The 23,870-nt window shown below is 72.1% G+C and carries 17 protein-coding genes; 8 read left to right on the forward strand and 9 right to left on the reverse strand.

The annotated features are described in order from the left end of the window. Positions 1-42: 42 nt before the first annotated feature. Entirely contained in the window at positions 43-3,642 is a 3,600-nt protein-coding gene (gene dnaE, locus HFV08_RS09035; protein WP_168537646.1) for a DNA polymerase III subunit alpha, read from the reverse strand. Between the two features lie 276 nt (positions 3,643-3,918). Here dnaE and HFV08_RS09040 point away from each other — a divergent pair, with 276 nt between their 5' ends. From HFV08_RS09040 to HFV08_RS09055, 4 genes are all read left to right on the forward strand, one after another. Further along, the gene (locus tag HFV08_RS09040) at positions 3,919-5,247 is read left to right on the forward strand and encodes a DUF2252 domain-containing protein (protein ID WP_168537648.1); all 1,329 of its coding nucleotides are present in this window, start codon (positions 3,919-3,921) and stop codon (positions 5,245-5,247) included. A 214-nt stretch (positions 5,248-5,461) separates the two neighbouring features. Beyond that, positions 5,462-6,145, forward strand: coding sequence for a hypothetical protein (locus tag HFV08_RS09045; RefSeq protein ID WP_168537650.1), 684 nt, complete (start codon positions 5,462-5,464; stop codon positions 6,143-6,145). A 55-nt stretch (positions 6,146-6,200) separates the two neighbouring features. Further along, positions 6,201-7,019 carry a thioredoxin domain-containing protein gene (locus HFV08_RS09050; RefSeq protein WP_168537652.1) on the forward strand — a complete coding sequence of 273 codons (819 nt, stop codon included), beginning with the start codon at positions 6,201-6,203 and terminating at the stop codon, positions 7,017-7,019. Positions 7,020-7,170: 151 nt separating this feature from the next. Continuing rightward, the gene (locus HFV08_RS09055; RefSeq protein WP_312885478.1) at positions 7,171-8,826 is read left to right on the forward strand and encodes an alkaline phosphatase D family protein; all 1,656 of its coding nucleotides are present in this window, start codon (positions 7,171-7,173) and stop codon (positions 8,824-8,826) included. 56 nt (positions 8,827-8,882) lie between these two features. Here HFV08_RS09055 and HFV08_RS09060 read toward each other — a convergent pair whose 3' ends face one another. Next, entirely contained in the window at positions 8,883-9,452 is a 570-nt protein-coding gene (locus HFV08_RS09060; protein ID WP_168537654.1) for a dienelactone hydrolase family protein, read from the reverse strand. Between the two features lie 30 nt (positions 9,453-9,482). Between HFV08_RS09060 and HFV08_RS09065 the strand changes: the two genes are divergently transcribed. Then, positions 9,483-10,580: a mechanosensitive ion channel family protein gene (locus tag HFV08_RS09065; RefSeq protein WP_168537656.1), complete on the forward strand. Its 1,098-nt coding sequence runs from the start codon at positions 9,483-9,485 to the stop codon at positions 10,578-10,580. Between the two features lie 94 nt (positions 10,581-10,674). Here the strand turns inward: HFV08_RS09065 and HFV08_RS09070 are convergent, their stop codons facing one another. Next, entirely contained in the window at positions 10,675-12,261 is a 1,587-nt protein-coding gene (locus HFV08_RS09070; RefSeq protein WP_168537658.1) for a Na+/H+ antiporter, read from the reverse strand. Between the two features lie 257 nt (positions 12,262-12,518). Between HFV08_RS09070 and HFV08_RS31485 the strand changes: the two genes are divergently transcribed. Next, on the forward strand, positions 12,519-13,745 hold the full coding sequence (locus HFV08_RS31485) for a hypothetical protein (protein ID WP_168537237.1): 1,227 nt from the start codon (positions 12,519-12,521) through the stop codon (positions 13,743-13,745). Between the two features lie 159 nt (positions 13,746-13,904). Next, a complete protein-coding gene (locus tag HFV08_RS09080) occupies positions 13,905-14,873 on the forward strand; it encodes a phosphotransferase family protein (protein WP_168537660.1) in 969 nt (322 codons plus the stop codon). A 150-nt stretch (positions 14,874-15,023) separates the two neighbouring features. On the opposite strand, the gene HFV08_RS09085 is transcribed toward HFV08_RS09080, so the two are convergent. The 4 genes from HFV08_RS09085 to HFV08_RS09100 form a co-directional block, all read right to left on the reverse strand. Further along, positions 15,024-15,488 (reverse strand): GNAT family N-acetyltransferase, encoded by a 465-nt coding sequence (locus HFV08_RS09085; protein WP_168537662.1) that lies wholly within the window; start codon positions 15,486-15,488, stop codon positions 15,024-15,026. Beyond that, on the reverse strand, positions 15,485-16,426 hold the full coding sequence (locus HFV08_RS09090) for an RluA family pseudouridine synthase (RefSeq protein WP_168537664.1): 942 nt from the start codon (positions 16,424-16,426) through the stop codon (positions 15,485-15,487). Before HFV08_RS09090 ends, HFV08_RS09085 begins: the two co-directional genes overlap by 4 nt. A 128-nt stretch (positions 16,427-16,554) precedes the next feature. Next, positions 16,555-17,235, reverse strand: a complete 681-nt coding sequence (lspA, locus tag HFV08_RS09095; protein WP_168537666.1) for a signal peptidase II — start codon at positions 17,233-17,235, stop codon at positions 16,555-16,557. A 133-nt stretch (positions 17,236-17,368) separates the two neighbouring features. Further along, positions 17,369-18,175 carry a TraR/DksA family transcriptional regulator gene (locus HFV08_RS09100; protein WP_168537668.1) on the reverse strand — a complete coding sequence of 269 codons (807 nt, stop codon included), beginning with the start codon at positions 18,173-18,175 and terminating at the stop codon, positions 17,369-17,371. A 611-nt stretch (positions 18,176-18,786) separates the two neighbouring features. On the opposite strand from HFV08_RS09100, the gene ileS reads away from it, so the two are divergent. Beyond that, entirely contained in the window at positions 18,787-21,957 is a 3,171-nt protein-coding gene (gene ileS, locus HFV08_RS09110) for an isoleucine--tRNA ligase (protein WP_312885479.1), read from the forward strand. Between the two features lie 372 nt (positions 21,958-22,329). Here ileS and HFV08_RS09115 read toward each other — a convergent pair whose 3' ends face one another. Continuing rightward, positions 22,330-23,439 (reverse strand): DivIVA domain-containing protein, encoded by a 1,110-nt coding sequence (locus HFV08_RS09115; protein ID WP_168537670.1) that lies wholly within the window; start codon positions 23,437-23,439, stop codon positions 22,330-22,332. Between the two features lie 88 nt (positions 23,440-23,527). After that, complete coding sequence (locus tag HFV08_RS09120; RefSeq protein ID WP_040254400.1) at positions 23,528-23,815, reverse strand: YggT family protein; 288 nt, start codon at positions 23,813-23,815, stop codon at positions 23,528-23,530. Positions 23,816-23,870 lie beyond the last annotated feature (55 nt).

Below are 23,870 nucleotides of genomic sequence, written 5' to 3' on the forward strand. Positions count from 1 at the left end.
GCACCGGATGCGTCCCGCCCTCCTTGGGTACCCGCTCTTCCCCTAACCCGCCAGGCAGGACGGGCCGAGCAGCACCTTCAGATCGCCGAAGAGCGCGGGATCGGGGCGGACCCGGTGCCGGTCGAGGCGCAGCACCGTGGTCTTGTGGGCGCCCTGGAGCTTGATGCGCACCTCGCTCTGGCCCTTGTGGTGGCTGAGGATCTCGCCGAGCCTGCCGACCATCGGCGGGGTGACCCGGCCCGAGGGGATGGTGATCACCACGGGGGCGTTGGCCCCGACGGAGGAGAGGTCGGGGACCTGCAGCTCCATCGCCACCAGGCGGGGCACGTCCTCGCGCTTGTCGAGGCGGCCCTTGACGAAGACCACGGCGTCCTCGACGAGTTGGGTGGAGACCAGCTGGTAGGTCGCCGGGAAGAACATGCACTCGATGGAGCCCGCGAGGTCCTCGACGGTGGCGATCGCCCAGGCGTTGCCCTGCTTGGTCATCTTGCGCTGGAGGCCGGAGATGATGCCGCCGATGGTGACCACGGCGCCGTCCGCGTGCTCGCCGCCGGTGAGCTGGGAGATGGCCGCGTCGGTCTTGTCGGAGAGCACGTGCTCGATGCCGAAGAGCGGGTGGTCGGAGACGTACAGGCCGAGCATCTCCCGCTCCTGGGCGAGGAGATAGGTCTTCTCCCACTCCTCCGCGGAGAACTCCACGTCCAGGCCGAAGCCGGGCTCGCTGGTGTCCTGCTCGCCCATGCCGCCGAAGAGGTCGAACTGCCCCTCGGCCTCCTTGCGCTTGACCTGGACGACATTGTCGATCATCGGCTCGTACTGCGCGGTGAGGCCCTTGCGGGTGTGGCCCATCTCGTCGAAGGCGCCGGCCTTGATGAGCGATTCGGTGGTGCGCTTGTTGCAGGCGACCGCCTCGACCTTGTCGAGGTAGTCGGGGAAGGAGGCGTACTTCCCCTTGGCCTTGCGGCTGCGGATGATCGACTCGACGACGTTGGTGCCGACGTTGCGCACCGCGGAGAGGCCGAAGAGGATCACGTCGTCGCCCTGGGCGGCGAAGTTGGCCAGCGACTCGTTGACGTTGGGCGGCAGCACCTTGATGCCCATCCGGCGGCACTCGTTGAGGTAGACCGCGGACTTGTCCTTGTCGTCCCGCACCGAGGTGAGCAGCGCCGCCATGTACTCGGCCGGGTGGTTCGCCTTCAGGAAGGCGGTCCAGTACGAGACGAGGCCGTACGCGGCGGAGTGCGCCTTGTTGAAGGCGTATCCGGCGAAGGGGACCAGGACGTCCCACAGGGCCTGGATCGCCTCGTCGCTGTAGCCCTTCTTGCGGGCGCCCTCCTGGAAGAGGACGAAGTTCTTGGCGAGTTCGTCGGGCTTCTTCTTGCCCATCACGCGGCGCAGGATGTCGGCCTCGCCGAGCGAGTACCCGGCGATGATCTGGGCGGCCTTCTGGACCTGCTCCTGGTAGACGATCAGGCCGTGGGTGACCGCGAGGACCTCTTCGAGGGGCTCCGCCAGCTCCTTGTGGATCGGCGTGATCTCCTGCTGGCCGTTCTTGCGCAGCGCGTAGTTGGTGTGGGAGTTCATGCCCATCGGGCCCGGGCGGTACAGGGCCGAGACGGCGGAGATGTCTTCGAAGTTGTCCGGCTTCATCAGCCGCAGCAGGGAGCGCATCGGCCCGCCGTCGAACTGGAAAACGCCGAGGGTGTCGCCGCGCTGGAGGAGTTCGAAGGTCGTCGGGTCGTCGAGGGGCAGGCTCAGGAGGTCGATGTCCAGGCCCTTGTTGGACTTCACCATCTTGACGGCGTCGTCCATGATCGTGAGGTTGCGCAGGCCCAGGAAGTCCATCTTCAGCAGGCCGAGCGACTCGCAACTCGGGTAGTCCCACTGGGTGATGGTGACGCCGTCGGTGTGCCGCACCCAGACCGGGACGTGGTCGGTGATGGTCTCGCTGGACATGATCACGCCCGCGGCGTGCACGCCCATCTGCCGGACCAGGCCCTCCACGCCGCGCGCGGTGTCGATGACCTTCTTCACGTCGGGTTCGTTCTCGTACATGCCCCGGATCTCGCCCGCCTCGCTGTAGCGCGGGTGCGAGGAGTCGAGGATGCCGGAGAGCGGGATGCCCTTGCCGAGGACGTCGGCGGGCATCGCCTTGGTGAGCCGGTCGCCCATCGCGTACGGGTAACCGAGCACCCGGGCCGAGTCCTTGATGGCGTTCTTGGCCTTGATGGTGCCGTAGGTGCCGATCATGGCGACCTTGTCGGCGCCGTACTTCTCGGTCACGTACCGGATCACCTCGACGCGCCTGCGCTCGTCGAAGTCGATGTCGACATCGGGCATCGAGACGCGCTCGGGGTTGAGGAAGCGCTCGAAGATGAGGCCGTGCGGGATGGGGTCGAGGTCGGTGATGCCCATCGCGTACGCCACGATCGAGCCGGCCGCGGAGCCGCGGCCCGGGCCCACCGCGATGCCGTTGTTCTTGGCCCACATGATGAAGTCGGCGACCACGAGGAAGTACCCGGGGAAGCCCATCGAGATGATGACGTCCATCTCGTAGTCGGCCTGCTTCTGGCGGTCCTCGGGGACGCCGCCCGGGAAGCGGCGGTCCATGCCGCGGCGGACCTCCTCCTTGAACCAGGTGACCTCGGTGAAGCCCTCGGGGATGTCGAACTTCGGCATCAGGTCGCGCTTGTCGAACATCCCGCTGGTGTCGATCTGCTCGGCGACCAGGAGGGTGTTGGCGCAGCCCTCCTGCCAGGCGTCCGAGGAGTCGATGGCGTACATCTCGTCGGTCGACTTGAGGTAGTAGCCGGTGCCGTCGAAGCGGAAGCGGTCCGGGTCGGAGAGGTTCTTGCCGGTCTGGATGCACAGCAGCGCGTCGTGCGCGGTGGCCTCGTGCGAGTAGGTGTAGTGCGAGTCGTTGGTGACCAGCGGGGGGATGCCGAGCTTCTTGCCGACCTCCAGCAGGCCGTCGCGGACCCGGCGTTCGATCTCGATGCCGTGGTCCATCAGCTCCAGGAAGTACCGGTCCTTGCCGAAGATGTCCTGGTACTCGGAGGCCGCCTTCAGCGCCTCGTCGAACTGGCCGAGCCGCAGCCGGGTCTGCAGTTCGCCCGAGGGGCAGCCGGTCGAGGCGATCAGGCCCTCGGACCACTGGGCGATGGTCTCCTTGTCCATCCGGGGCCACTTCTGCAGCCAGCCCTCCGCGTACGCGTCCGAGGAGAGCCGGAAGAGGTTGTGCAGGCCGGTGGCGTTCGCCGCCCAGATGGTCTTGTGGGTGTAACCGCCGGAACCCGAGACGTCGTCGCGCTTCTGGTGCGGCTGGCCCCACTGGATCTTGCGCTTGGTCCGCCGCGACTCGGGCGCCACATAGGCCTCGATGCCGATGATCGGCGTGACGCCGGCCTTCTTCGCCGAGTGGAAGAAGTCGTAGGCACCGTGCAGGTTGCCGTGATCGCTCATGGCGATGTGCGTCATGCCCATCTCGTTGCAGGCGTTGAACATGTCCTTCAGGCGCGCGGCACCGTCGAGCAGCGAGTACTGCGTGTGCACGTGCAGGTGCGTGAAGGGGGGCTTCTTCGAGGAACCCGAAGAAGAACCTGCGGAACCTGAAGGAGCTGTCGGGGCAGACGTGCCGGTCACTGCGGGGGCCTCCAGCGGAGCGTTCGGTGGCGGTGTGCGGGCGGTCCGGAGGGACAGTGGCGAAGTCTACTGAGAGCCACCGACAACGCGGCCCGGCCGCCGGATCCGGGCGGACCGGCCCGGGGTGAAGCGGCGTGACGCGGCGGGCACTCGGGCGTACCTTCGTGCGTTGGAACAGGACAGGCACCGGGCAGAACAGCTGCCCCGGGGCGCGCGCCCGAGGGGCGGGCCCCGCCACCCGCCGCAGTATCACACCGCACCAGGAGGCATCCAGCGATGTCGGTCCAGCAGCCCGTCGGCGAAGAGCGCGGCGAGCAGATCCTCAGCGTCTTCGACACCGCCTTCGGCGACCTCCTCGCCGCGGATCCGGCCGCGTTCCGGGTGAAGTTCCGGAAGATGGCCTCCTCCGCCTTCGCCTTCTACCGGGGCACCGCCTGCCTCTTCTACCAGGACCTGGAGGCGGAGCGGCGCGGCGGCCCGTACCTGGACGACCGCACCGCGCGGGTGTGGATCCACGGCGATCTGCACGCGGAGAACTTCGGCACCTACATGGACTCCCAGGGCCGGCTGATCTTCAACGTCAACGACTTCGACGAGGCCTATGTCGGCCCCTTCACCTGGGACCTCAAGCGCTTCGCCGCCTCCATCGCCCTCATCGGGTACGCCAAGGCGCTGAGCGACGAGCAGATCACCGAGCTGGTGCGGACCTACGCCACCGCCTACCGGGAGCGGGTGCGGGCGCTGGCCACCGGCGCGAAGAGCGACGAGGTGCCGCCCTTCACCCTGGACACCGCGCAGGGGCCGCTGCTGGACGCGCTGCGCGACGCCCGCTCGCTGACCCGGTTCGGGCTCCTGGAGTCGATGACCGAGATCCGCGACTTCGAGCGCCGCTTCGCACCGGGCGGCGGGGCGGTCGAGCTGGACGCCGCCACCCGCTACAAGGTGCTCGCCGCCTTCGACGGCTATCTGGAGACGCTGCCGGAGTCCTCGCTGACCCGGCCGGACTCCTACCGCGTCAAGGACGTCGTCGGCCGCCGCGGCATCGGCATCGGCTCGGCGGGCCTGCCCTCGTACAACATCCTCCTGGAGGGCAACAGCGACGCCCTGGAGAACGACGTGGTGATCTACCTCAAGCAGGCGCAGACCCCGGCGGTCTCACGGCACATCACCGACCCGGCGATCCGCGAGTACTTCCAGCACGAGGGCCACCGCACGGTCATCTCGCAGCGCTCGCTGCAGGCGCACGCCGACCCCTGGCTCGGCTGGACCGAGCTGAACGGCTCCGGGCAGCTGGTCGCCGAGGTCTCGCCGTACGCGGTGGACCTGGACTGGTCCGACATCGACGACCCGGAGGAGATCGCAGCGGTCGTCGCCGACCTCGGCCGGGCCACGGCGACCATGCACTCCGCCGCGGACGACGAGAGCGGCCACTCGGAGCTGGTGCCCTTCTCCACCGAGCGGGCCATCGACGCGGCGATCGCCGGGGACGAGGAGAACTTCCCGGAGCTGCTGGTGGAGTTCGCGCACAGCTACGGCGCCCGGGCCCGCGCGGACCACCAGATCTTCGTCGACCTCTTCCGCAACGGACGCATCCGCGGCGTCTGAGACCCTGGAGGAGAGCCCCGGACGGGCCCCGCGCGGTGAGCCGTGCCGGGGCCGCCCGGGAGCCGGGGGCGCCGGGGGTGCGGCCGGGTTCACAGCGACTCTTCACGGCTCCCTTACCGAGGGCCGTGCCACACTCCTCGGCGACAGGACACAGGACCGGCGTGCCCCGAGCAGCTCAGGGCGCGCCCCGCACCACGAGACGGCGAAGACAGCGGTGGAACTCGGTCAGACGGCATTCCGGGCGGTGCGCGCGGCGCTCTTCACGGCGCTGCTCGTGCTGCTCTCCGCCGGCTCCCATGTGCTGCTCACGCGCGCCCCGCTGCCGCTGAGCACGGTGGCGGCGCTGTCCGCGGCCGTCTTCGCCCTCGCCTTCGCCTGCGCCGGGCGCGAACGCGGCTTCGCCCGGATCGCCGCCCTGCTGATCCCGCTGGAACTGGCCGCGGACACCGTCTTCACGGCCGGCCAGCACGCCTGTTACGGCGAGGCGGGCGGCCCGGTGACCGGACCGCTGCGCTCCGTCGGCATCGACCTGCTCTGCGGCGGCGCGGTCGGCGCCCCGCTCACCGGGGTCTCCGAGGGCGGCCGGGACGCGGCCGAGATCCTCGCGCGCACCGACCCGGCGCTCCCCTGGCTGCTGCTCGCCGTCCATGTCGGCGTCTCGCTGCTCGCCGCGGCCTGGCTGCGGCGGGGCGAGCGGGCCCTCGCGGAGCTGCTGCGGGCGGCCGCGGTCAGCGGTTTCCGCCCGCTGCTCCTCGCCCTCGGCGCGGGGCGCGCTCCCCGCCGGGCGCCTGCGCCGCGCGGCCGCATGACACCGTGGGCGGCGCCGTTCCGCTCCCGTACCTGGGTGCACTCCGTGGGGCGGCGCGGGCCGCCGTGGGTGGCCGTCTCCCCCGGCTGACCGCGCGGGCCCGGCGCCCGCACACCCACGTATCACCCCACGGAGCAGACCACTCATGAGCAAGAGGAACAGCAAGGAAGCCAAGCAGGCCGCCCGCGAGCGCATCCGGCTGGAGCGCGAGCGCCAGGCGAAGAAGGACCGGGTGCGGCGGCAACTGATCGTCGCCGGTACGGTCGTCGGCGTGCTGGCGGCCGCGGGCGGCATCGGCTACGCGGTGGTGCAGAACAACAAGCCCGGCTACTGGGAGACCGCGAAGGACGACCCGCTGGTCAAGCCCCGCAACACCGCCGGGGCCAAGGGCACCACCGTCGTCCTCGGCAAGGACAGCGCCGAGAAGACCCTCAAGATCTACGAGGACTCGCGCTGCCCGGCCTGCGCCGAGTTCGAGCAGGTCGTCGGCGCCGAGGTGACCAAGGACGTCGAGGCGGGCAAGTACAAGCTCCAGTACGTCGGGGCCACCTTCATCGACGACGCCGCCACCGGCGAGGGCTCCAAGAACGCGCTCAGCGCCCTCGGTGCCGCGCTGAACGTGAGCAAGGACGCCTTCCTCGACTACAAGACCCAGCTGTACTCGGCGAAATACCACCCGGACGAGCGGGACGACAAGTTCAAGTCCGACGCCTATCTGCTGAAGGTGGCGGACGCGGTGCCCGCGCTGAAGGACGACGCCGGTTTCCGGAAGGCCGTGCAGAAGGGCACCTACGACCGCTGGGCGCTGGAGATGTCGAAGCTGTTCCAGGACAACGAGGACGACGTCCAGGGCACGCCCACGCTGGTGATGGACGGCAAGCACGTGACGGGCAGCGACAAGAAGCAGGCGCCCCGCTCGGTGCAGGAGTACCGGACTGCGATCGACGCGGCGCTCAAGGGCTGAGGAGGGCCCCAACGGGGCTGCCGCCGGGGCCGGTTGAGGCCCGGCGCGGCTCCCCGGGGCCGCTCGGCACCCGGTCCCGCGGCTGAAGTGTGGGCGAACTCTTGCGGGTTCGCCCACTCTCGGCATGAACCGGTCAGTAATCTGACCACTCGTGACCCACACCATTGCCGAGAACACCGATGAGGCGCTCACCCCGCGCCGCCGCACCCTCGTCAAGGCGGCCGCCGCCGGCGCCGTCCTCACCCCGCTCGCCCTCGCCGCCGGCCCGGCGCGGGCCGCCGAGGTCCCCCTCTTCCAGCACGGCATCGCCTCCGGCGACCCGCTGCCGGACGGCGTACTGCTGTGGACCCGGCTCACCCCCTCCGCGGAGGCGGTGCCCGGTTCCGGCAAGGGGCCCGCCACCGAGGTGAGTTGGGAGGTCGCCGAGGACAAGGACTTCGCCAGGATCGTGGTCCGCGGCAGCACCACCAGCAGCGCGCAGAGCGACCACACCGTCAAGGCCGAGGTACGCGGACTGCGCCCGGCCACCGCCTACTGGTACCGCTTCCGCTCCGGCGAGACCCTCTCCCCCGCCGGCCGCACCCGGACCGCCCCGGCACACGACGCGGACACCGCCGGACTGCGCTTCGGCGTGGTCTCCTGCGCCAACTGGGAGGCCGGGTACTTCTCCTCGTACCGCCACCTCGCCGCGCGCGGGGACCTGGACGCGGTGCTGCACCTCGGCGACTACATCTACGAGTACGGGCACGCCGAGTACCCCACCGACGGGGTGGTGCGCACCCACGTCCCCGCGCACGAGATCATCGGCCTCGCCGACTACCGCACCCGGCACGGCTCCTACAAGACCGACCCCGACCTCCTGGCGCTGCACGCCGCGCACCCGGTGATCGCGATGTGGGACGACCACGAGTTCGCCAACGACGCCTGGGCGGGCGGGGCCGAGAACCACACCCCCGAGTCCGAGGGCGACTGGGCCGCGCGGCAGTCGGCGGCCAAGCAGGCCTACTTCGAGTGGATGCCGGTACGGCCCTCGGTGGCCGGTACCACCTACCGGCGGCTGCGCTTCGGCAAGCTGGCCGATCTGCACCTGCTCGACCTGCGCTCCTTCCGCTCCGAGCAGGTCGGCATCGGCAACGGCGAGGTCGACTCCGCCGAGCGCACCCTCACCGGGCGCAAGCAGCTGGACTGGCTGAAGGCGGGGCTCTCCGCCTCGGACACCGCCTGGCGCCTGGTCGGCACCTCGGTGATGATCTCCCCGCTGGCCTTCGGCTCGCTGCCCGCCGAACTCCTCGCCCCGCTCGCGGAGTTGCTGGGGCTGCCCAAGGGCGGGCTCGCGGTCAACGTCGACCAGTGGGACGGCTACACCCACGACCGGAGCGAGCTGATCGCGCACCTGCGGGACCGCTCGATCCGCAACACCGTCTTCCTGACCGGCGACATCCACATGGCCTTCGCCAACGAGGTGCCGGTGAAGGCCGGTTCGTACCCGCTCTCCGGCAGCGCGGCCACCGAGTTCGTGGTGACCTCGGTGACCTCGGACAACGTCGACGACATCCTGAACGTCCCGGCGAACACGGTCTCCACGGTGGCCGAGGGCGCCATCAAGCTGGCCAACCGGCACATCAAGTGGCTGGACATGGACGCGCACGGCTACGGGGTGCTCGATGTGACGCCCGAGGCCTCGCAGATGGACTACTACGCCCTCTCCGACCGCGCCGATCCCGCCGCGACGGCCTCCTGGACCCGCGGCTACCGCACGCTCAACGGCACCCAGAAGGTGGAGCGCGCGGACTCGCCGGTGCGCTGAGGCACGGGGCCGACTGCCGCCGGGGGCCGGAGAGTTCGGCCCCCGGCGGCTCGCCCTCAGAGGCTCGCCAGGAAACCCGCCGCGGTCCGCCAGGTGGCCTCGGCGGCCTCGGCGTCCCAGTCGTCGAGATCGGGGTCGGTGTAGAGGTGGCCGGCGCCCGGGTAGCGGTAGACCTCCACATCGGCGCCGATCCGGCCCATCCGCAGATACCAGGCGGTGAGCCAGTCGTCGCTCTCGAAGGGGTCGGGCTCGGCGACATGCAGCTGCACCGGCAGCTCGTCCACCGAGGCGCTCTCGGCGATGTCCGAGGTGCCGTGCAGCAGGAGCAGCCCGCGCGCCTTCTCGTCCCCGAGGGCGAGCGTCTGCGCGACGGAGGCGCCGAAGGAGAACCCGGCGTACACGAGCCCGCGCTCCGAGTAGGGCGCCGCGGCCAGGACCGCGCGCTTGAGCAGCTCCTCGCTGCCCAGGCCGTCCGTGAACTCCATCCCCTCCTCGACCGTGCCGAAGGTCCGGCCCTCGAAGAGGTCCGGGGTCCAGACCTGGTGACCTTCGCCACGCAGCCGGTCCGCCGCGGCCCGTACCGCCGGGCGGAGACCGAAGGCCGAGTGAAAAAGCATGATGTTCATGCGCCCATGATGCCGGTTAGGTTCGAGGACATGGACAACGTGCTGCGCCCGCTGATCGTCATCGGTGGTGCGGTCCTGCTGACCCTCCTCGTGGTGTGGCTGGCCGACCGCCTGCTGATGCTCGCCGACGCACGGCACCGCGAGACCCCGCTGTGGGGTCTGCTGCGCCGTGCCCGCCTCCCCTTCCTCTTCACCCTCTGCGCCGCCCTGCTCAGAGGCGCCTACCGGGAGGCGAGGGTCGCCGAGGACCACGCCGCGGGCATCGGACAGATCCTGACCCTGGTCACCATCGCCTCCACGGCCTGGCTCCTGGTGCGGATCGCCGCCGCGATCGTGGAGTCCTCCTACGCCCGCTACGCCACCATGCACCGCGACCCGGCCCGGGTCCGCCGGGTGCGCACCCAGGTCACGCTGATCCAGCGGGTGGTCTCGGCGGTCGTCGCCGTGGTCGCCGCCGCGGCGATGCTGCTCACCTTCCCGGCCATGCGGACCTTCGGCGCCTCGCTGCTCGCCTCCGCCGGAATCGTCGGCATCGTCGCCGGTGTGGCAGCGCAGTCCACCCTCGGCAACCTCTTCGCCGGGTTCCAGATCGCCTTCGGCGACATGGTCCGCATCGGCGACACCGTGGTCGTCGACGACGAGATGGGCACCGTCGACGAGATCACCCTGACGTATCTGACGGTGCGCACCTGGGACGAGCGCCGGATCACCATGCCGGTCTCCTACTTCACCAGCAAGCCCTACGAGAACTGGTCCCGCGGCGGCACCGAGATGACCGGCACGGTCACCCTGCACCTGGACCACAGCGCCCCGGTGGACAAGCTCCGCACCCGCCTGGAGGAGGTGCTGCGCGAGTGCCCCGCCTGGGACGGCCGCGCCTGGAGCCTCGCGGTGACCGACACCACGCCGAGCACCATCACGGTACGGGCGCTGGCCACCGCGAAGGACCCGGACGACGTCTGGACGGTCCGCATCACGGTGCGCGAGCAGCTCATCACCTGGCTGACCGAGCACCACCCCTACGCCCTGCCCCGGGTCAACTCCGCACCCGCGGTCCCGGCCCCGGGGCAGCCCGTACCCGCCGAGTGGCAGCCCGCCCCGGACCGGCACCCGGGCGCGGCGCGGTAGCGGAGGGCGGCGCGGGCGGCCGGAGACGGCACGGGCCCGGGGTCGCGCGAGGGTCGCGCGGGCCCGGCCCCACCGCGTGAGGAACCGGCCCCGCTCAGCGCATGCTGCGCACGTCGAGATGGCGCAGGACCCGGTCCACGATCTCCGGGTCGGCGCCGGGCTCGCTGCGCGCGGCGAGGATCTCGTGCCGGGCCGCGGAGAGCATCTCGCCGTGCATCCGGCGGGACCACTGGGCCCGCTGCATCCGCTTGCCGTGCGCCTCGCGCCGCTCCTCCTCCGCCATGTCCGGGCTGATCCGTACGCCCATCTCCAGTGCCCGGCGCAGGAGTTGCTCGGTCATCTCCTCGGGGAGGCCCTCGTCCCGCTCCAGTTCGCGCAGGCGCCGGCGGGCGGCCTTGGCGGCCCGTACCGCGAGTTCCTTCTCGAACTTCTTCTCCGCCTCGGTGTCCCGGCGCACGTCCAGGGTCCGCACCAGCCAGGGCAGGGTGAGCCCCTGGAGGACGAGGGTGGTCATCACCACGCCGAAGGCGATGAAGATGATCTCGTCGCGGTTCGGGAAGGGCGAGCCGTTGTCCATCTCCAGCGGGATGGCGAGGGCCAGGGCGACCGAGGCCACCCCGCGCATCCCCGACCACCAGACGACGACGGTCTCCCGCCAGGTGGTCGGGATGTCCTCGTCGTAGTCGCGGCGGGCGTGCAGCCGCCGGGTGAGCCAGGTGGCGGGCAGCAGCCAGAGCAGCCGGACCAGGATGACCACCCCGGCCACCGCGCCCGCCCAGCCGAGCACCTGCCCCCAGCGGCCGCTCGCGGTGTCCAGGGCGTTGTGGAGTTCGAGGCCGATCAGCCCGAAGGCGACACCGGTGATCAGGGTGTCGAGCACCCCCCAGAAGGCGCTGCTGGTGAGCCGGGTCATCACATCGTCCGGGTCGACCCCGAACTCCGCCAGATAGAGCGCGGTCACCAGCACGGCGAGCACCCCGGAGCCGTGCAGCTCCTCGGCGAGGATGTACGAGGCATAGGGCACGAGCAGGGTCAGCCCGACCTGGAGGGTGGAGTCGTCGAGCAGCGTCATCACCTTGTTGGCGCCCCACCCGAGGGCGAGACCGAGGACCAGCGCGACGACCGCGGAGAGCACCAGATCGAGGGCCGCGTCCCGGAGCGAGAAGGTGCCGCTCACCGCGGCCGCGATGGCGACGTTGTAGAGCACGATCGCGGTCACGTCGTTGAACAGGCCCTCGCCCTCCAGGATCGAGACAAGGCGCCGCGGCAGCCCCAGCTGACCGGCGACCGCGGTGGCGGCGACCGGGTCGGGCGGCGCCACCAGGGCCCCGAGCGCCACCGCGGCGGCCAGCGGGACGCCCGGCAGTACGGCGTTCGCCACCGCGGCGACGGCGGTGGCGGTCACGAACACCAGGGCGACCGCGAGCAGGAAGATGGGGCGCTTGTTCGCCGCGAACTGCCGCCAGGAGGTGCGCTGTACGGCCGCGTAGAGCAGCGGCGGAAGGAGGGCGGGCAGGATCAGCTCCGGCGGGATCTCCACATTGGGCACGAACTCCAGGAGCGCGAGGACGATGCCGAGCACCGTCATCAGGACCGGCGCGGGCAGCCGCAGCCGCTCCCCGAGCGGCACACTCACCACTGCCCCGAGCAACAGCACGAACAGCAGGGCCATTTGTTCCACGGAACGCTCCGGAGCGGGGTAGATGATCAGTGGCGGTCTCGGCTGATCGCTTTCCAGCAAGTGCGGCCTAAAGCGTGCCACGGGCCCCCGGTTCAACCGGATCAATGCGGTCCGGACCCGCGCGCCCCCGACCGCCCGCACCCAGGGCCCCTCGGGCCCGGCGGCACTGCCCCGGATGCTGCCCCCGGGGACCGTCCGTGAGCCGGGCGCCCCGGTACCGTGCGCCGGACCGACCGTCCGGTGTCGAAGGGAGCCTCGTGCGCGCGCACGGCAAGCGGAAGCCGCAGTCCGAGGAGCGGGAAGCGGCGGGCCGCGTCCCCCCGGCGAGCGCTCCGGTCCAGCGGATGCTCGCCCTCCAGCGGACGGCGGGCAACGCCGCCGTCTCCCGCGCCGTCGAGGCGGAGCGCCACGCGCACGGCCCCGGCTGCGGGCACGCCGAACCGGCCGCCGCGCCGGAGCGGCGGCCGCAGACGCAGCCGAGCGTGCAGCGCGCCCCGGCGCCGAGCGTGCAGCGCACGGTCTGGCAGTTCGAACCGGGCTCCAGCTGGACCGACCCGGTCACGGGCCACCAGGCGCGGTGGCAGAGCACCACCGACCCCGCCGACGTACGTACCTCCGCCCAGCTGGGCATCGACGCCCGCAGCGCCCCCGTGGCGGGCGACACCTACGACGACGCCACCCGGGAGGTGCACAGCAGCGCCAACGCCGACTTCTCCCGGAAGGGCACCGTCTCCGACCAGCGATACCCGGGGCGCGAACTCCAGGCCCGCCGCGCGCTCGTCGAGGCCAAGCAGCGGATCGCCACGGCCCTGGCCATGCTGAAGGCCGCGGGCGACCGGCCCGGCGGCCCGCTCCTCGCCGCCCTGCACTCCGGCTTCCCGGCCTTCCGGACCGCCTCACCCCAGCAGATCGCCGAGCTGCTGCCCCGGATCACCGAGGTCGTGAGCCGCATCCGGGCGGGCCTGAACGCGGAGGGCGCGAAGATCGCCCTGGCCGGCCGGGACGCCCAGGACGACCCCACGGTCAAGGCCTGGGTCGACCCCGGCCCGCGCGACTACCTGACCCGCCTGACCAACCCGAACCAGATGAAGAGCGAGGAGCTGCCGACCATGGACGCGGGCCGCTCCGGGCCGATCCATCTGATGGAGTCCGGCCAGAGCGCCTGGTACCTCGTCCACGAGGCGACCCACCGCTTCGCCGGGACACTGGACTACCAGTACAGCCCCTACGAGGACGAGTTGAAGGAGGAGTCCTTCGAGGCCGGGATGGCCGGGGCCGTCGGCCCGGGCGAGGCGGCCGAGCGGGACCGCGCGATGATCGGGAAGCGGGCGGTGCGCCCGCCCGGCCAGTACACCGGGCAGCACGAGAGCCAGCCCGCCATGCAGCGCAACTGGTACGCCCTGGGCCGCCGCGCCCTGATGAACGCCGACTCCTACGCCCAGTTCATCCTGACCGCCACCGGCGCCCCGACTCCCCGCACCTGAGGCCTGCGCCGCCCCGCCTCCGCCCCGCACACCCGAGGTCCGTGCCGTCGCCTCCGCGGCCCCGCGCCCTCCGGGGACCCAGCGGACGACCGGCCCGAAGTCCCGCCCGCCGCAAGGGACTTCGGGCTCGCTCGGGGCGCGCCCCCTAGGCTCTGACGCATGCCACCCGAGGAGCCGGAGTACCCCCTGCCCGCGGCCACCCGCGCCTGGGTGCGCGCACAGCTCGCCGCGGGTGAGGAGCTGGTGCGGGTGACCCGGCTGACGGGCGGCTGGTCCGCCGAGATGCGGCTGCTGCGGCTGCGGGGCCCGGCGGGCGAGCGGGAGTGGGTGCTGCGCTCCTTCGTGAAGCCCTTCCCCGTCCGGCACGCCCCCGGCATGCTGCGCCGCGAGGCGGGGGTGCTGCGCCTGCTGCGGGACACCGACATCCCGGTGGCCGCTCTCCTCGCCGTCGACCCCGAGGGCCGCCGCTGCGCCGCCCCCTCGCTGCTGATGACCAGGCTGCCGGGGCGGCCCTGCCTGGACGAGTCCGGGGCGGCCGACCGCTCCCGGGCACTGGCCGCGCAGCTGGTCCGCGTCCACCGCGTCTCCGCCGAGGGCGGCGACCGGCCGCCCGCCTACCGGCCCTGGACCTCGCCGGAGACCGTACGCGTCCCCGGGGACAGCACCCGGCCCGCCCTGTGGCAACGCGCCGTCGACATCCTCCGGGCGCCCCCGCCCCTGTACGAACCCCGCTTTCTGCACCGGGACTTCCACCCCGGCAATGTGCTGTTCGCGCCGGGCGGGGACGGACGGACCGGTGCCCGGATCACCGGGGTGGTCGACTGGGTGGAGACCTCCTGGGGACCGGCCGAGCTGGACCTCGCGCACTGCTCGACCAATCTGGCCCTGCTCTACGGCGCCCCGGCCGGGCTCGGCTTCACCCGCCACTACCTCGACGCGGGCGGCCGCCTCACCGGCGACCCCCGGGCCCGCCTGTACTGGCACCTGCTCGACGCGCTCGCCTTCGCCCCGTACGCGGAGCAGGTCGCCGCCCCCTGGCGGGAACTCGGCCGCGCCGACCTCACCGAGGAGCGCATGGCACGGCGCCTGGAGGAGTGGGTGGCGGCGCTCTTCGAGCGGTACGGCTGAGAGGCCCGGCTCGCACGGTGCGGCTGAGGGCCCGTCGCGCGGTACGGGTGAGGGGCCCGACTCGCGCGGCGCGGATGAGAGCCCGGCCGCGCGCTCAGGACGACAGGCGGGACCGGGCGGTCCGGCCCGCAGGCAACGGCCGGGCGGCGCTCAGAGCTTCTTGCGCATCGCCCGGTGCGGGATGCCCGCGTCCGGGAACTCGGGGCCGTAGGCGGTGTAGCCGAGGCGTTCGTAGAAGCCGAGGGCGTGGGTCTGGGCATGCAGGTCCACCGCGCCGAGGCCCCGGCCGCGGGCCGCCTCCTCGATGCCGCGCACCAGGGCCGCGCCCACGCCGAGCCCGCGCGCACGCGCCCGCACCGCGAGCCTGCCGAGCGAGCCCACCCCGGGGTCGCCGCCGGTCTTCGCCTCGGTGCCGGGGCCGTGCAGCAGGCGGCCGGTGCCGAGCGGGGTGCCCTCGTCGTCGCTCGCCAGTACGTGCACGGCGAGGGCGTCCAGGGTGTCGTACTCGATCTCCGGGGCCACGCCCTGCTCGCCGACGAAGACCTCCCGGCGCACCGCGAAACAGGCCTCGCGCTCGGCGGGCTCCACCGCCTCGCGCACCCGCGGGCCGCTCATGAGCTCTCCGCGCGCACCCGGTCCAGGGCCAGCTGGAGGTCCTCGGGGTAGGCGCTCTCGTACTCCACCCAGCGGGCCTCGCCCGGGTGCTCGAAGCCGAGCCGGACCGCGTGCAGCCACTGGCGTTCGAGGCCGAGGCGCCCGGCCAGGGTCGGGTCGGCGCCGTAGGTCAGGTCGCCCACGCAGGGGTGCCGGTGGGCCGCCATGTGCACCCGGATCTGGTGGGTGCGGCCGGTCTCCAGCTTCACATCGAGCAGCGAGGCCGCGCGGAAGGCCTCCTGGAGGTCGTAGTGGGTGACCGAGGGCTTGCCGTCCGCGGTGACCGCCCACTTGTAGTCGTGGGTGGGGTGGCGCCCGATGGGGGCGTCGATGGTGCCGCTGGTCGGGTCAGGGTGGCCCTGGACCAGGGCGTGGTAGCGCTTGTCCACGGTGCGCTCGCGGAACTGCTGCTTGAGGGAGCTGTAGGCGTACTCGGACTTGGCGACCACCATCAGCCCGGAGGTGCCCACGTCGAGCCGGTGCACGATGCCCTGGCGCTCGGCGGCGCCCGAGGTCGAGATCCGGTAACCGGCCGCGGCCAGGCCGCCGATGACGGTCGGCCCGCGCCATCCGGGGCTCGGGTGCGCGGCCACCCCGACCGGCTTGACGATGACCACCACATCGTCGTCGTCGTGCACGATCTCCATGCCCTCCACGGGCTCCGCGACCACCTGCACCGGGGCGGGCGCCCGGGGCATCTCCACTTCCAGCCAGGCACCGCCGTGCACCCGCTCGGACTTGCCGACCGCCGCGCCGTCGACCAGCACCTTGCCTGCCGCGGCCAGTTCCGCCGCCTTCGTACGGGAGAAGCCGAACATGCGCGAGATGGCGGCGTCGACGCGCTCGCCCTCCAGGCCGTCCGGCACGGGCAGGGTGCGGATTTCGGGAATCGTGCTCACCCGTCGAGTATGCCGGACGCCCACGGGGGTCAGGTCCGGGGAGTCGGGCGCCGGCCGCACCGGTGCGCGCGTGCGGGTCGCGGCCTTACAGGTATCCGCCCGGCCCTGCGCGCCCCGGTCCTGGTGCCTCAGTCCTTGTGGACGGTGCCGTCCGGGTCGAGGCCGCGGAAGGAGAGCAGCACGATCAGGATGCCGCCGCAGACGATCGCGGAGTCGGCGAGGTTGAAGACGGCGAAGTGCTTGGGCGCGATGAAGTCGACCACGGCGCCCTTGAAGACACCCGGCGAACGGAAGATCCGGTCGGTGAGATTGCCGAGCGCGCCGCCGAGCAGCAGTCCGAGCGCCACCGCCCAGGGCAGGCTGTAGAGCTTGCGGGCGAGCCGGATGATCACCACGATCACGGTGGCGGCGATCAGCGTGAAGATCACCGTGAAGGCCTCGCCCATCCCGAAGGCGGCCCCGGGATTGCGCACCGCCTCGAACTGCAGCCACTCCCCGAGGACCTCGACCGAGGCGTGGTGCTCCAGCCGGGCGACCACGATCATCTTGCTGACCAGGTCCAGGACGTACGCGAGCACCGCCACCGCGAAGAGCACCGCGATCCGGCGTCTGCCGCGTCCCGTTGCGTCCCCGGCGGCTCCGGCCCCGGTGCGCTCCGTGCCCGCGGCGGACGAGGTGGGCTCGGTGCTCTCGGCGGGCTGGTCCGCGGCGGCTTCCGGACTCCGGCCGCCGGGCACCTGGGGGGGCTGCTCGGCGCCCGAGGTCTCGGGGTTCTCCGGCGTACTGATGATGCGCTCCGCCTCTGCCACGTAAGTCCCTCAATCTGGATGCCCGGCCTGGGCACGAGGGTACGGCACCGGGGTACCGGGGACGGCGCCGAGGAGGGGCGATGCCGGGTGCGAGGAGGGGCGATGGCGGGTGGCGAGCGGGCGCGGGCCCGCCTCAGACCCGGCGTTCCTGCTTCTGCTTGCACTCCACGCAGAGCGTCGCCCGCGGGAAGGCCTGCATCCGCGCCTTGCCGATCGGGTTCCCGCAGTTCTCGCAGATGCCGTAGGTGCCCGCCTCGATCCGGTCCAGGGCGCGTTCGGTCTGGAGCAGGACCTCGCGGGCGTTGGCGGCGAGGCCGAGCTCGTGTTCACGGGTGATGTTCTTCGAGCCGGTGTCGGCGTCGTCCTCGCCCGCCCCGTCCTGGGAGTCCCGCATCAGGCCCACCAGCGATTCCTCGGAGGACTCGATCTCGCTGCGCAGCCGCAGCGCCTCCGCGGTCAGTTCGGCCCGGGCCTCGGCGACCTCCTCCGGCGTCCAGGGGTCCTCCCCGGGCCGTACCGCCAGCTCCCCGGGCCCGGCCGCCGTCTGACGCGCCTTGGGCACCGCGGTCCCGTCCTTGGTGGCCGTACCCCTGTCCCCTGCCGCCTTCTTCGCAACCACCGGCGTGGCTCCCGTCGTCGTCGCGGATTTCTTCGCTGCGGACTTCTTCGCCGCGGTCTTCTTCGCGGCCGACTTCTTGGCCGCGGTCTTCTTGGTGACCGGCTTCTCGGCCGCCGCCTTCTCGGCCGCCGCCTTCTCGGCCGCCGCCTTCTTGGCAGCCGCCTTCTTCGCGGGGGCCTTCTTCGCCGGAGCCCCGGCCTTCGCGGAAGTCCCGGCCGTCTTCGCCTTCGCCTTCGTCTTCGCGGGGGCCGTACCGGCCCGCTTCCCGGCCGCCGTCCCCTGCGCCGTCGACTTCTCGGAGGTCGACTTCTTCGCCACCATGGCCGCGGCCCCTTCACATATTGTGATCTTGCACGCGAATCGTGCTGGGACGATAAATCGACTCCAGGCCCGCGGCAACGGGGCACGCCGCCCGAGAGGCCCACCCCGGCGGGGGCCACGGCCGATCTGCCTCCGTTGTGCCCAACTCCCCGCCCGGTAATCCGCCGAGCTGCGCGGATCCTCTCCGCCCCGGCCCCGTACCGCCCCGTATGCCCATTCGGGTCAGATACGGCCGGACACCACACCGCCCGCGGGCCCCGCCCTCCCGGCGCTCCCCACCCCGAAAAACCGGTCATGCGCCCCGGGCCGCGGCCCGTACACTGGGCACAGCGAGAAGCGTGGATGGGGACGAGTAACGCCGTACGCAGCCATGAGCGACCCGGGGACGGTGCGAGCCCGGGGGCCTGCCCGACGTGAAGATCACCCCGGAGCCGCCGGAAGAAAGCCGCAGCCGACCCAGTCCGCCGCGGCCGGTAGAACCGGCTTCGCGACCCCAATGAGGGGGCCGTGCGGTGTGCCGCGCGGCCAAGGAGGGTGGTACCGCGGGAGTCCGGGCACGACGGCTCTCGTCCCTCCGACGGAAGGCAGCAGTCCGTTGGAGGAGCATCCCCGTGAAGTCGCCGCAGTCGCCGAATCCGGCCGCCCCGCAGCAGTACCGCCAGGTGCCCGCCCAGGTGGACCTTCCCGCCCTGGAGCACGCGGTGCTCGACTTCTGGCGCGAGCAGAAGGTCTTCGCCAAGTCCCTGGAGCAGTCCGAGGGCCGCCCCGAGTGGGTCTTCTACGAGGGCCCGCCCACCGCCAACGGCATGCCCGGCGCCCACCACATCGAGGCCCGCGTCTTCAAGGACGTCTTCCCGCGCTTCCGCACCATGCGCGGCTACCACGTGGCCCGCAAGGCCGGCTGGGACTGCCACGGGCTGCCGGTGGAGCTGGCCGTGGAGAAGGAGCTGGGCTTCAGCGGCAAGAAGGACATCGAGGCGTACGGCATCGCCGAGTTCAACGCCAGGTGCCGCGAGTCGGTGACCCGGCACACCGACGCCTTCGCCGAGCTGACGACCCGCATGGGCTACTGGGTCGACCTGGACGAGGCCTACCGCACCATGGACCCCGAGTACGTGGAGTCCGTCTGGTGGTCGCTGAAGGAGATCTTCGGCAAGGGCCTGCTCGTCCAGGACCACCGGGTCGCCCCCTGGTGCCCCCGCTGCGGCACCGGCCTCTCCGACCACGAGCTGGCCCAGGGCTACGAGACCGTCGTCGACCCCTCGGTCTACGTCCGCTTCCCCCTCACCTCGGGCCCGCTCGCGGGCGAGGCCTCGCTGCTCGTGTGGACCACCACCCCCTGGACCCTGGTCTCCAACACGGCCGTCGCCGCCCACCCCGGGGTCACCTACGTCGAGGCCACCGACGGCACCGAGAAGGTCGTCGTCGCCGAGCCGCTCGTCGAGAAGGCCCTCGGCGAGGGCTGGGAGCCCACCGGCCGCCGCTTCACCGGCGCCGAGATGGAGCGCTGGACCTACGAACGCCCCTTCTCCCTGGTCGAGTTCCCGGAACCCGCGCACTTCGTGGTCAACGCGGAGTACGTCACCACCGAGGACGGCACCGGCCTCGTCCACCAGGCCCCCGCCTTCGGTGAGGACGACCTCAAGGTCTGCCGCGCCTACGGACTGCCGGTGGTCAACCCGGTCAACGCCGACGGCACCTTCCTGGAGTCCCTGGAGCTGGTCGGCGGGCAGTTCTTCAAGAAGGCCGACGAGGCCCTCACCGAGGACCTCGGCACCCGCGGACTGCTCTTCCGCCACCTCCCCTACGAGCACAGCTATCCGCACTGCTGGCGCTGCCACACCGCGCTGCTCTACTACGCGCAGCCCTCCTGGTACATCCGCACCACCGCGGTCAAGGACCGCCTGCTCGCGGAGAACGAGAAGACCAACTGGTTCCCGGACTCGGTCAAGCACGGCCGCTTCGGCGACTGGCTGGAGAACAACATCGACTGGGCGCTCTCCCGCAACCGCTACTGGGGCACCCCGCTGCCCATCTGGCGCTGCGAGGAGGGCCACCTCACCTGCGTCGGCTCCCGCGCGGAGCTGAGCGAGCTGTCCGGCACCGACCAGTCGGCGCTCGACCCGCACCGCCCGTACATCGACGAGGTCGTCTTCCCCTGCCCGCACGAGGGCTGCGCGCTCACCGCGAGCCGCGTCCCGGAGGTCATCGACGCCTGGTACGACTCCGGCTCGATGCCCTTCGCGCAGTGGGGCTACCCGTACAAGAACAAGGAGCTCTTCGAGAGCCGCTACCCGGCGCAGTTCATCTCGGAGGCCATCGACCAGACCCGCGGCTGGTTCTACACGCTGATGGCCGTCGGCACCCTGGTCTTCGACAGGTCCTCCTACGAGAACGTCGTCTGCCTCGGCCACATCCTCGCCGAGGACGGCCGCAAGATGTCCAAGCACCTGGGCAACATCCTCCAGCCGATCCCGCTGATGGACGAGCACGGCGCCGACGCGGTCCGCTGGTTCATGGCCGCGGGCGGCTCCCCCTGGGCGGCCCGGCGGGTGGGCCACGGCACCATCCAGGAGGTGGTCCGCAAGACCCTGCTGACGTACTGGAACACGGTCGCCTTCCAGGCCCTGTACGCGCGCACCTCCGGCTGGGCGCCCACCGGCGCGGACCCGGCCCCGGCCGAGCGCCCGCTGCTCGACCGCTGGCTCCTGTCCGAACTGCACGCCCTGACCGGCCAGGTCACGGTGGCGATGGAGTCCTACGACACCCAGCGCGCCGGCAAGCTGCTCTCCGCCTTCGTCGACGACCTCTCCAACTGGTACGTACGCCGCTCCCGGCGCCGCTTCTGGCAGGGCGACGCGGCGGCGCTGCGCACCCTGCACGAGGTCGTCGAGACGGTCACCCGGCTGATGGCCCCGCTGACCCCCTTCCTCACCGAGCGGGTCTGGCAGGACCTGGTGGTGCCGGTGACCCCGGGCGCGCCGGAGTCGGTGCACCTGGCGAGCTGGCCGGAGGCGGACCCCTCGGCCGTCGACACCGGTCTGTCCCGGCAGATGGCCCTGGTGCGCAGGCTGGTCGAGCTGGGCCGGGCCACCCGCGCCGAGTCGGGGGTCAAGACCCGCCAGCCGCTCTCCCGCGCCCTGGTCGCGGCCACCGGCTTCGAGTCCCTCTCCCCGGAGCTGCGGGCGCAGATCACCGAGGAGCTGAACGTCTCCTCGGTCGCCGCGCTCTCCGAGGTCGGTGGCTCCCTGGTCGACACCACCGCGAAGGCCAACTTCCGGCCGCTCGGCAAGCGCTTCGGCAAGGGCGTCCAGGACGTCGCCAAGGCGATCGCGGCCGCCGACGCCGCCGCGCTCTCGGCGGCGCTGCGGGCCGGTACCGCGAGCGTGGAGGTCGGCGGCGAGACGGTCGGCCTCGCCCCCGAGGAGGTCATCGTCACCGAGACGCCCCGCGAGGGCTGGTCGGTCGCCTCCGACGCGGGCGCCACCGTCGCGCTCGACCTGGAGATCACCGAGGAGCTGCGCCGCGCGGGCCTGGCCAGGGACGCCATCCGCCTCATCCAGGAGGCCCGCAAGAACAGCGGCCTGGACGTCGCGGACCGGATCGCGCTGCGCTGGCGCGCCACCGATCCGGCCGTGGCGAGCGCCCTGTCCGAGCACTCCGGGCTGATCGCCGACGAGGTCCTCGCCACGGACTTCGCCGAGGGCGAGGCGGACGACTCCTACGGCGAGCCCTTCACCGACGAGCCCCTCGGCCTGGCCTTCCGCCTCCGCAAGGCCTGACCGGCCGGAAGCCCCCGACCGGAACCGAGGCCCGGGCCGCCGCGAAGAAAGTCCGCGGCGCCCCGGGCCTCGGCATTGCGTACGCCCGCACGCATGTACGGCCCGGCAACGGACGGCTGAGCACGGGCGGTCCGGCACGGCACGGGCGGTCCGGTACGGCACGGGCAGTCCGGTACGGCACGGACGGTCCGGCACGGACGGCACGGAGACCTGCGTCCGCCCCATCCCGTACGGACTGGCGTTCCCGCACGCCCACTCCCGCCACCGCACCCGCACGCCGCGCTCCCCGCGCGCAAAAGGGCAGGGCCCCCGGAAGACCGGGGGCCCTGCCCTGAACGCCTTGCCGACGCCTGTGGCGTGGTGCGGCGCCGCCTAGTTGTCGTCCTCGTCGATGAGGAAGCCGCGCATCGGCGAGGGAGCCTGCTGCATCTGCTGCGGGCTCTGCGGCCGGACCGGCGCCATCGGCTGGGTCATCGCGGGGGACATCTGCTGCTGCCCGCCGTACGAGGGGCCGCCGGACGGGGACGGGGAGTTGCCGCCCATCGTCTGGTTGCCGCCGTAGGAGGGAGCGCTCGCGCCTGCCGGGGCCATGGAGGGCGCCGGGGACGGCGGGAGCGAGGCCGTCGCGGGGGTCCGCGGCGGCGCCAGCGAGTCGTCGGCCTGGGTCTCCAGCTGGCGCAGCTGGCTCTCCAGGTAGGACTTCAGGCGGGTGCGGTACTCGCGCTCGAAGCCGCGCAGGTCCTCGACCTTGCGCTCCAGCGTGGCGCGGGCGGACTCCAGGGAGCCCATCGCGACGCGGTGCTTCTCCTGCGCGTCCCGCTCCAGGGCGTCGGCCTTGGCACGGGCGTCACGCTCCAGACCCTCGGCACGGCTGCGGGCCTCACCGACGATCTTGTTCGCCTCGGAGCGGGCCTCGGCGATCGCCTGGTCGGCGGTCTGCTGGGCCAGCGAGAGGACACGGGCGGCGCTGTCGCCACCGGGGCCCTGACCGGGACCGGGCAGCTGCGGGCCGCCGTGGCCGGGACCACCGGGACCGCCGGGGCCACCCATGGGTCCGCCCATCGGGCCGCCCTGCTGCTGCATGGGGCCGGGACCGTGCGGGCCGCCCTGGGGACCGCCGGGGCCGTGGCCGCCGGGGCCGGGGGGCAGCTGCGGGGCGCCGCCCGGCAGCTGGGGCGGGCCGCCCATCTGCTGCTGCTGGTGCGGCGGGACCGGCTGCGGTCCGGATATGGCGGCGGGCACCGGGGCGCCGGGCCGCTCCTGGGGCTCCTGCTTGCGCATCTGCTGCTGCTGTTGGTTCTGGGCGGCAGCACGGGTCGCCGCGGCGAGTTTCGCCCGCAGGTCCTCGTTCTCGCGGAGCAGGCGGTTCAGCTCTGCTTCGACCTCGTCGAGGAAGGCATCGACCTCGTCCTCGTCATAGCCTTCTCGGAGGCGGACGGTCGTGAACTGCTTGTTCCGCACGTCCTCGGGGGTCAACGGCATCTCTTCACCTCAACTGGGTTCCATCGGCGTTCGGCATCCGGCAAGACCGTATCGGGATCATCCCCACTGAACTGGGGGATCGCATCGTTCACATCGCCTTCCCGACAAGGGTGAGGAGGATGTACACGATGATCATCAGAACGAAGAAGGACAGGTCGAGCGCCACGCCCCCGAGACGCAACGGCGGGATGAATCGCCGCAGAAGCTTGAGCGGTGGATCGGTGACAGTGTAGGTGGCCTCAAGTACGACCACCATCGGCTTGCCGGGTTGCCACGAGCGGGCGAACTGGAACACGTAGTCCATGACCAGCCTGAAGATCAGCACGATCAGAAAAACCATCAGCGCGATGTAGAGCACTTCCAGTACCACGCTCATCTCCGCGCGTCCCTCTCCCCTGATGCTCTGGTCCTCGGACCGGTCTACCGGATCT

Source organism: Streptomyces physcomitrii (assembly GCF_012273655.1).
GTDB classification, from domain to species: Bacteria; Actinomycetota; Actinomycetes; order Streptomycetales; family Streptomycetaceae; genus Streptomyces; species Streptomyces physcomitrii.

Bases quoted from the DNA above. Each gene is read 5' to 3' on its own strand.
- HFV08_RS09040 (WP_168537648.1), top strand. From the start codon at position 3,919: ATGTCGGTCCAGCAGCCCGTCGGCGAAGAGCGCGGCGAGCAGATCCTC.
- HFV08_RS09050 (WP_168537652.1), top strand. From the start codon at position 6,201: ATGAGCAAGAGGAACAGCAAGGAAGCCAAGCAGGCCGCCCGCGAGCGC.
- HFV08_RS09060 (WP_168537654.1), bottom strand. From the start codon at position 9,452: ATGAACATCATGCTTTTTCACTCGGCCTTCGGTCTCCGCCCGGCGGTA.
- HFV08_RS09065 (WP_168537656.1), top strand. From the start codon at position 9,483: ATGGACAACGTGCTGCGCCCGCTGATCGTCATCGGTGGTGCGGTCCTG.
- HFV08_RS09080 (WP_168537660.1), top strand. From the start codon at position 13,905: ATGCCACCCGAGGAGCCGGAGTACCCCCTGCCCGCGGCCACCCGCGCC.
- HFV08_RS09085 (WP_168537662.1), bottom strand. From the start codon at position 15,488: ATGAGCGGCCCGCGGGTGCGCGAGGCGGTGGAGCCCGCCGAGCGCGAG.
- HFV08_RS09100 (WP_168537668.1), bottom strand. From the start codon at position 18,175: ATGGTGGCGAAGAAGTCGACCTCCGAGAAGTCGACGGCGCAGGGGACG.
- HFV08_RS09115 (WP_168537670.1), bottom strand. From the start codon at position 23,439: ATGCCGTTGACCCCCGAGGACGTGCGGAACAAGCAGTTCACGACCGTC.
- HFV08_RS09120 (WP_040254400.1), bottom strand. From the start codon at position 23,815: ATGAGCGTGGTACTGGAAGTGCTCTACATCGCGCTGATGGTTTTTCTG.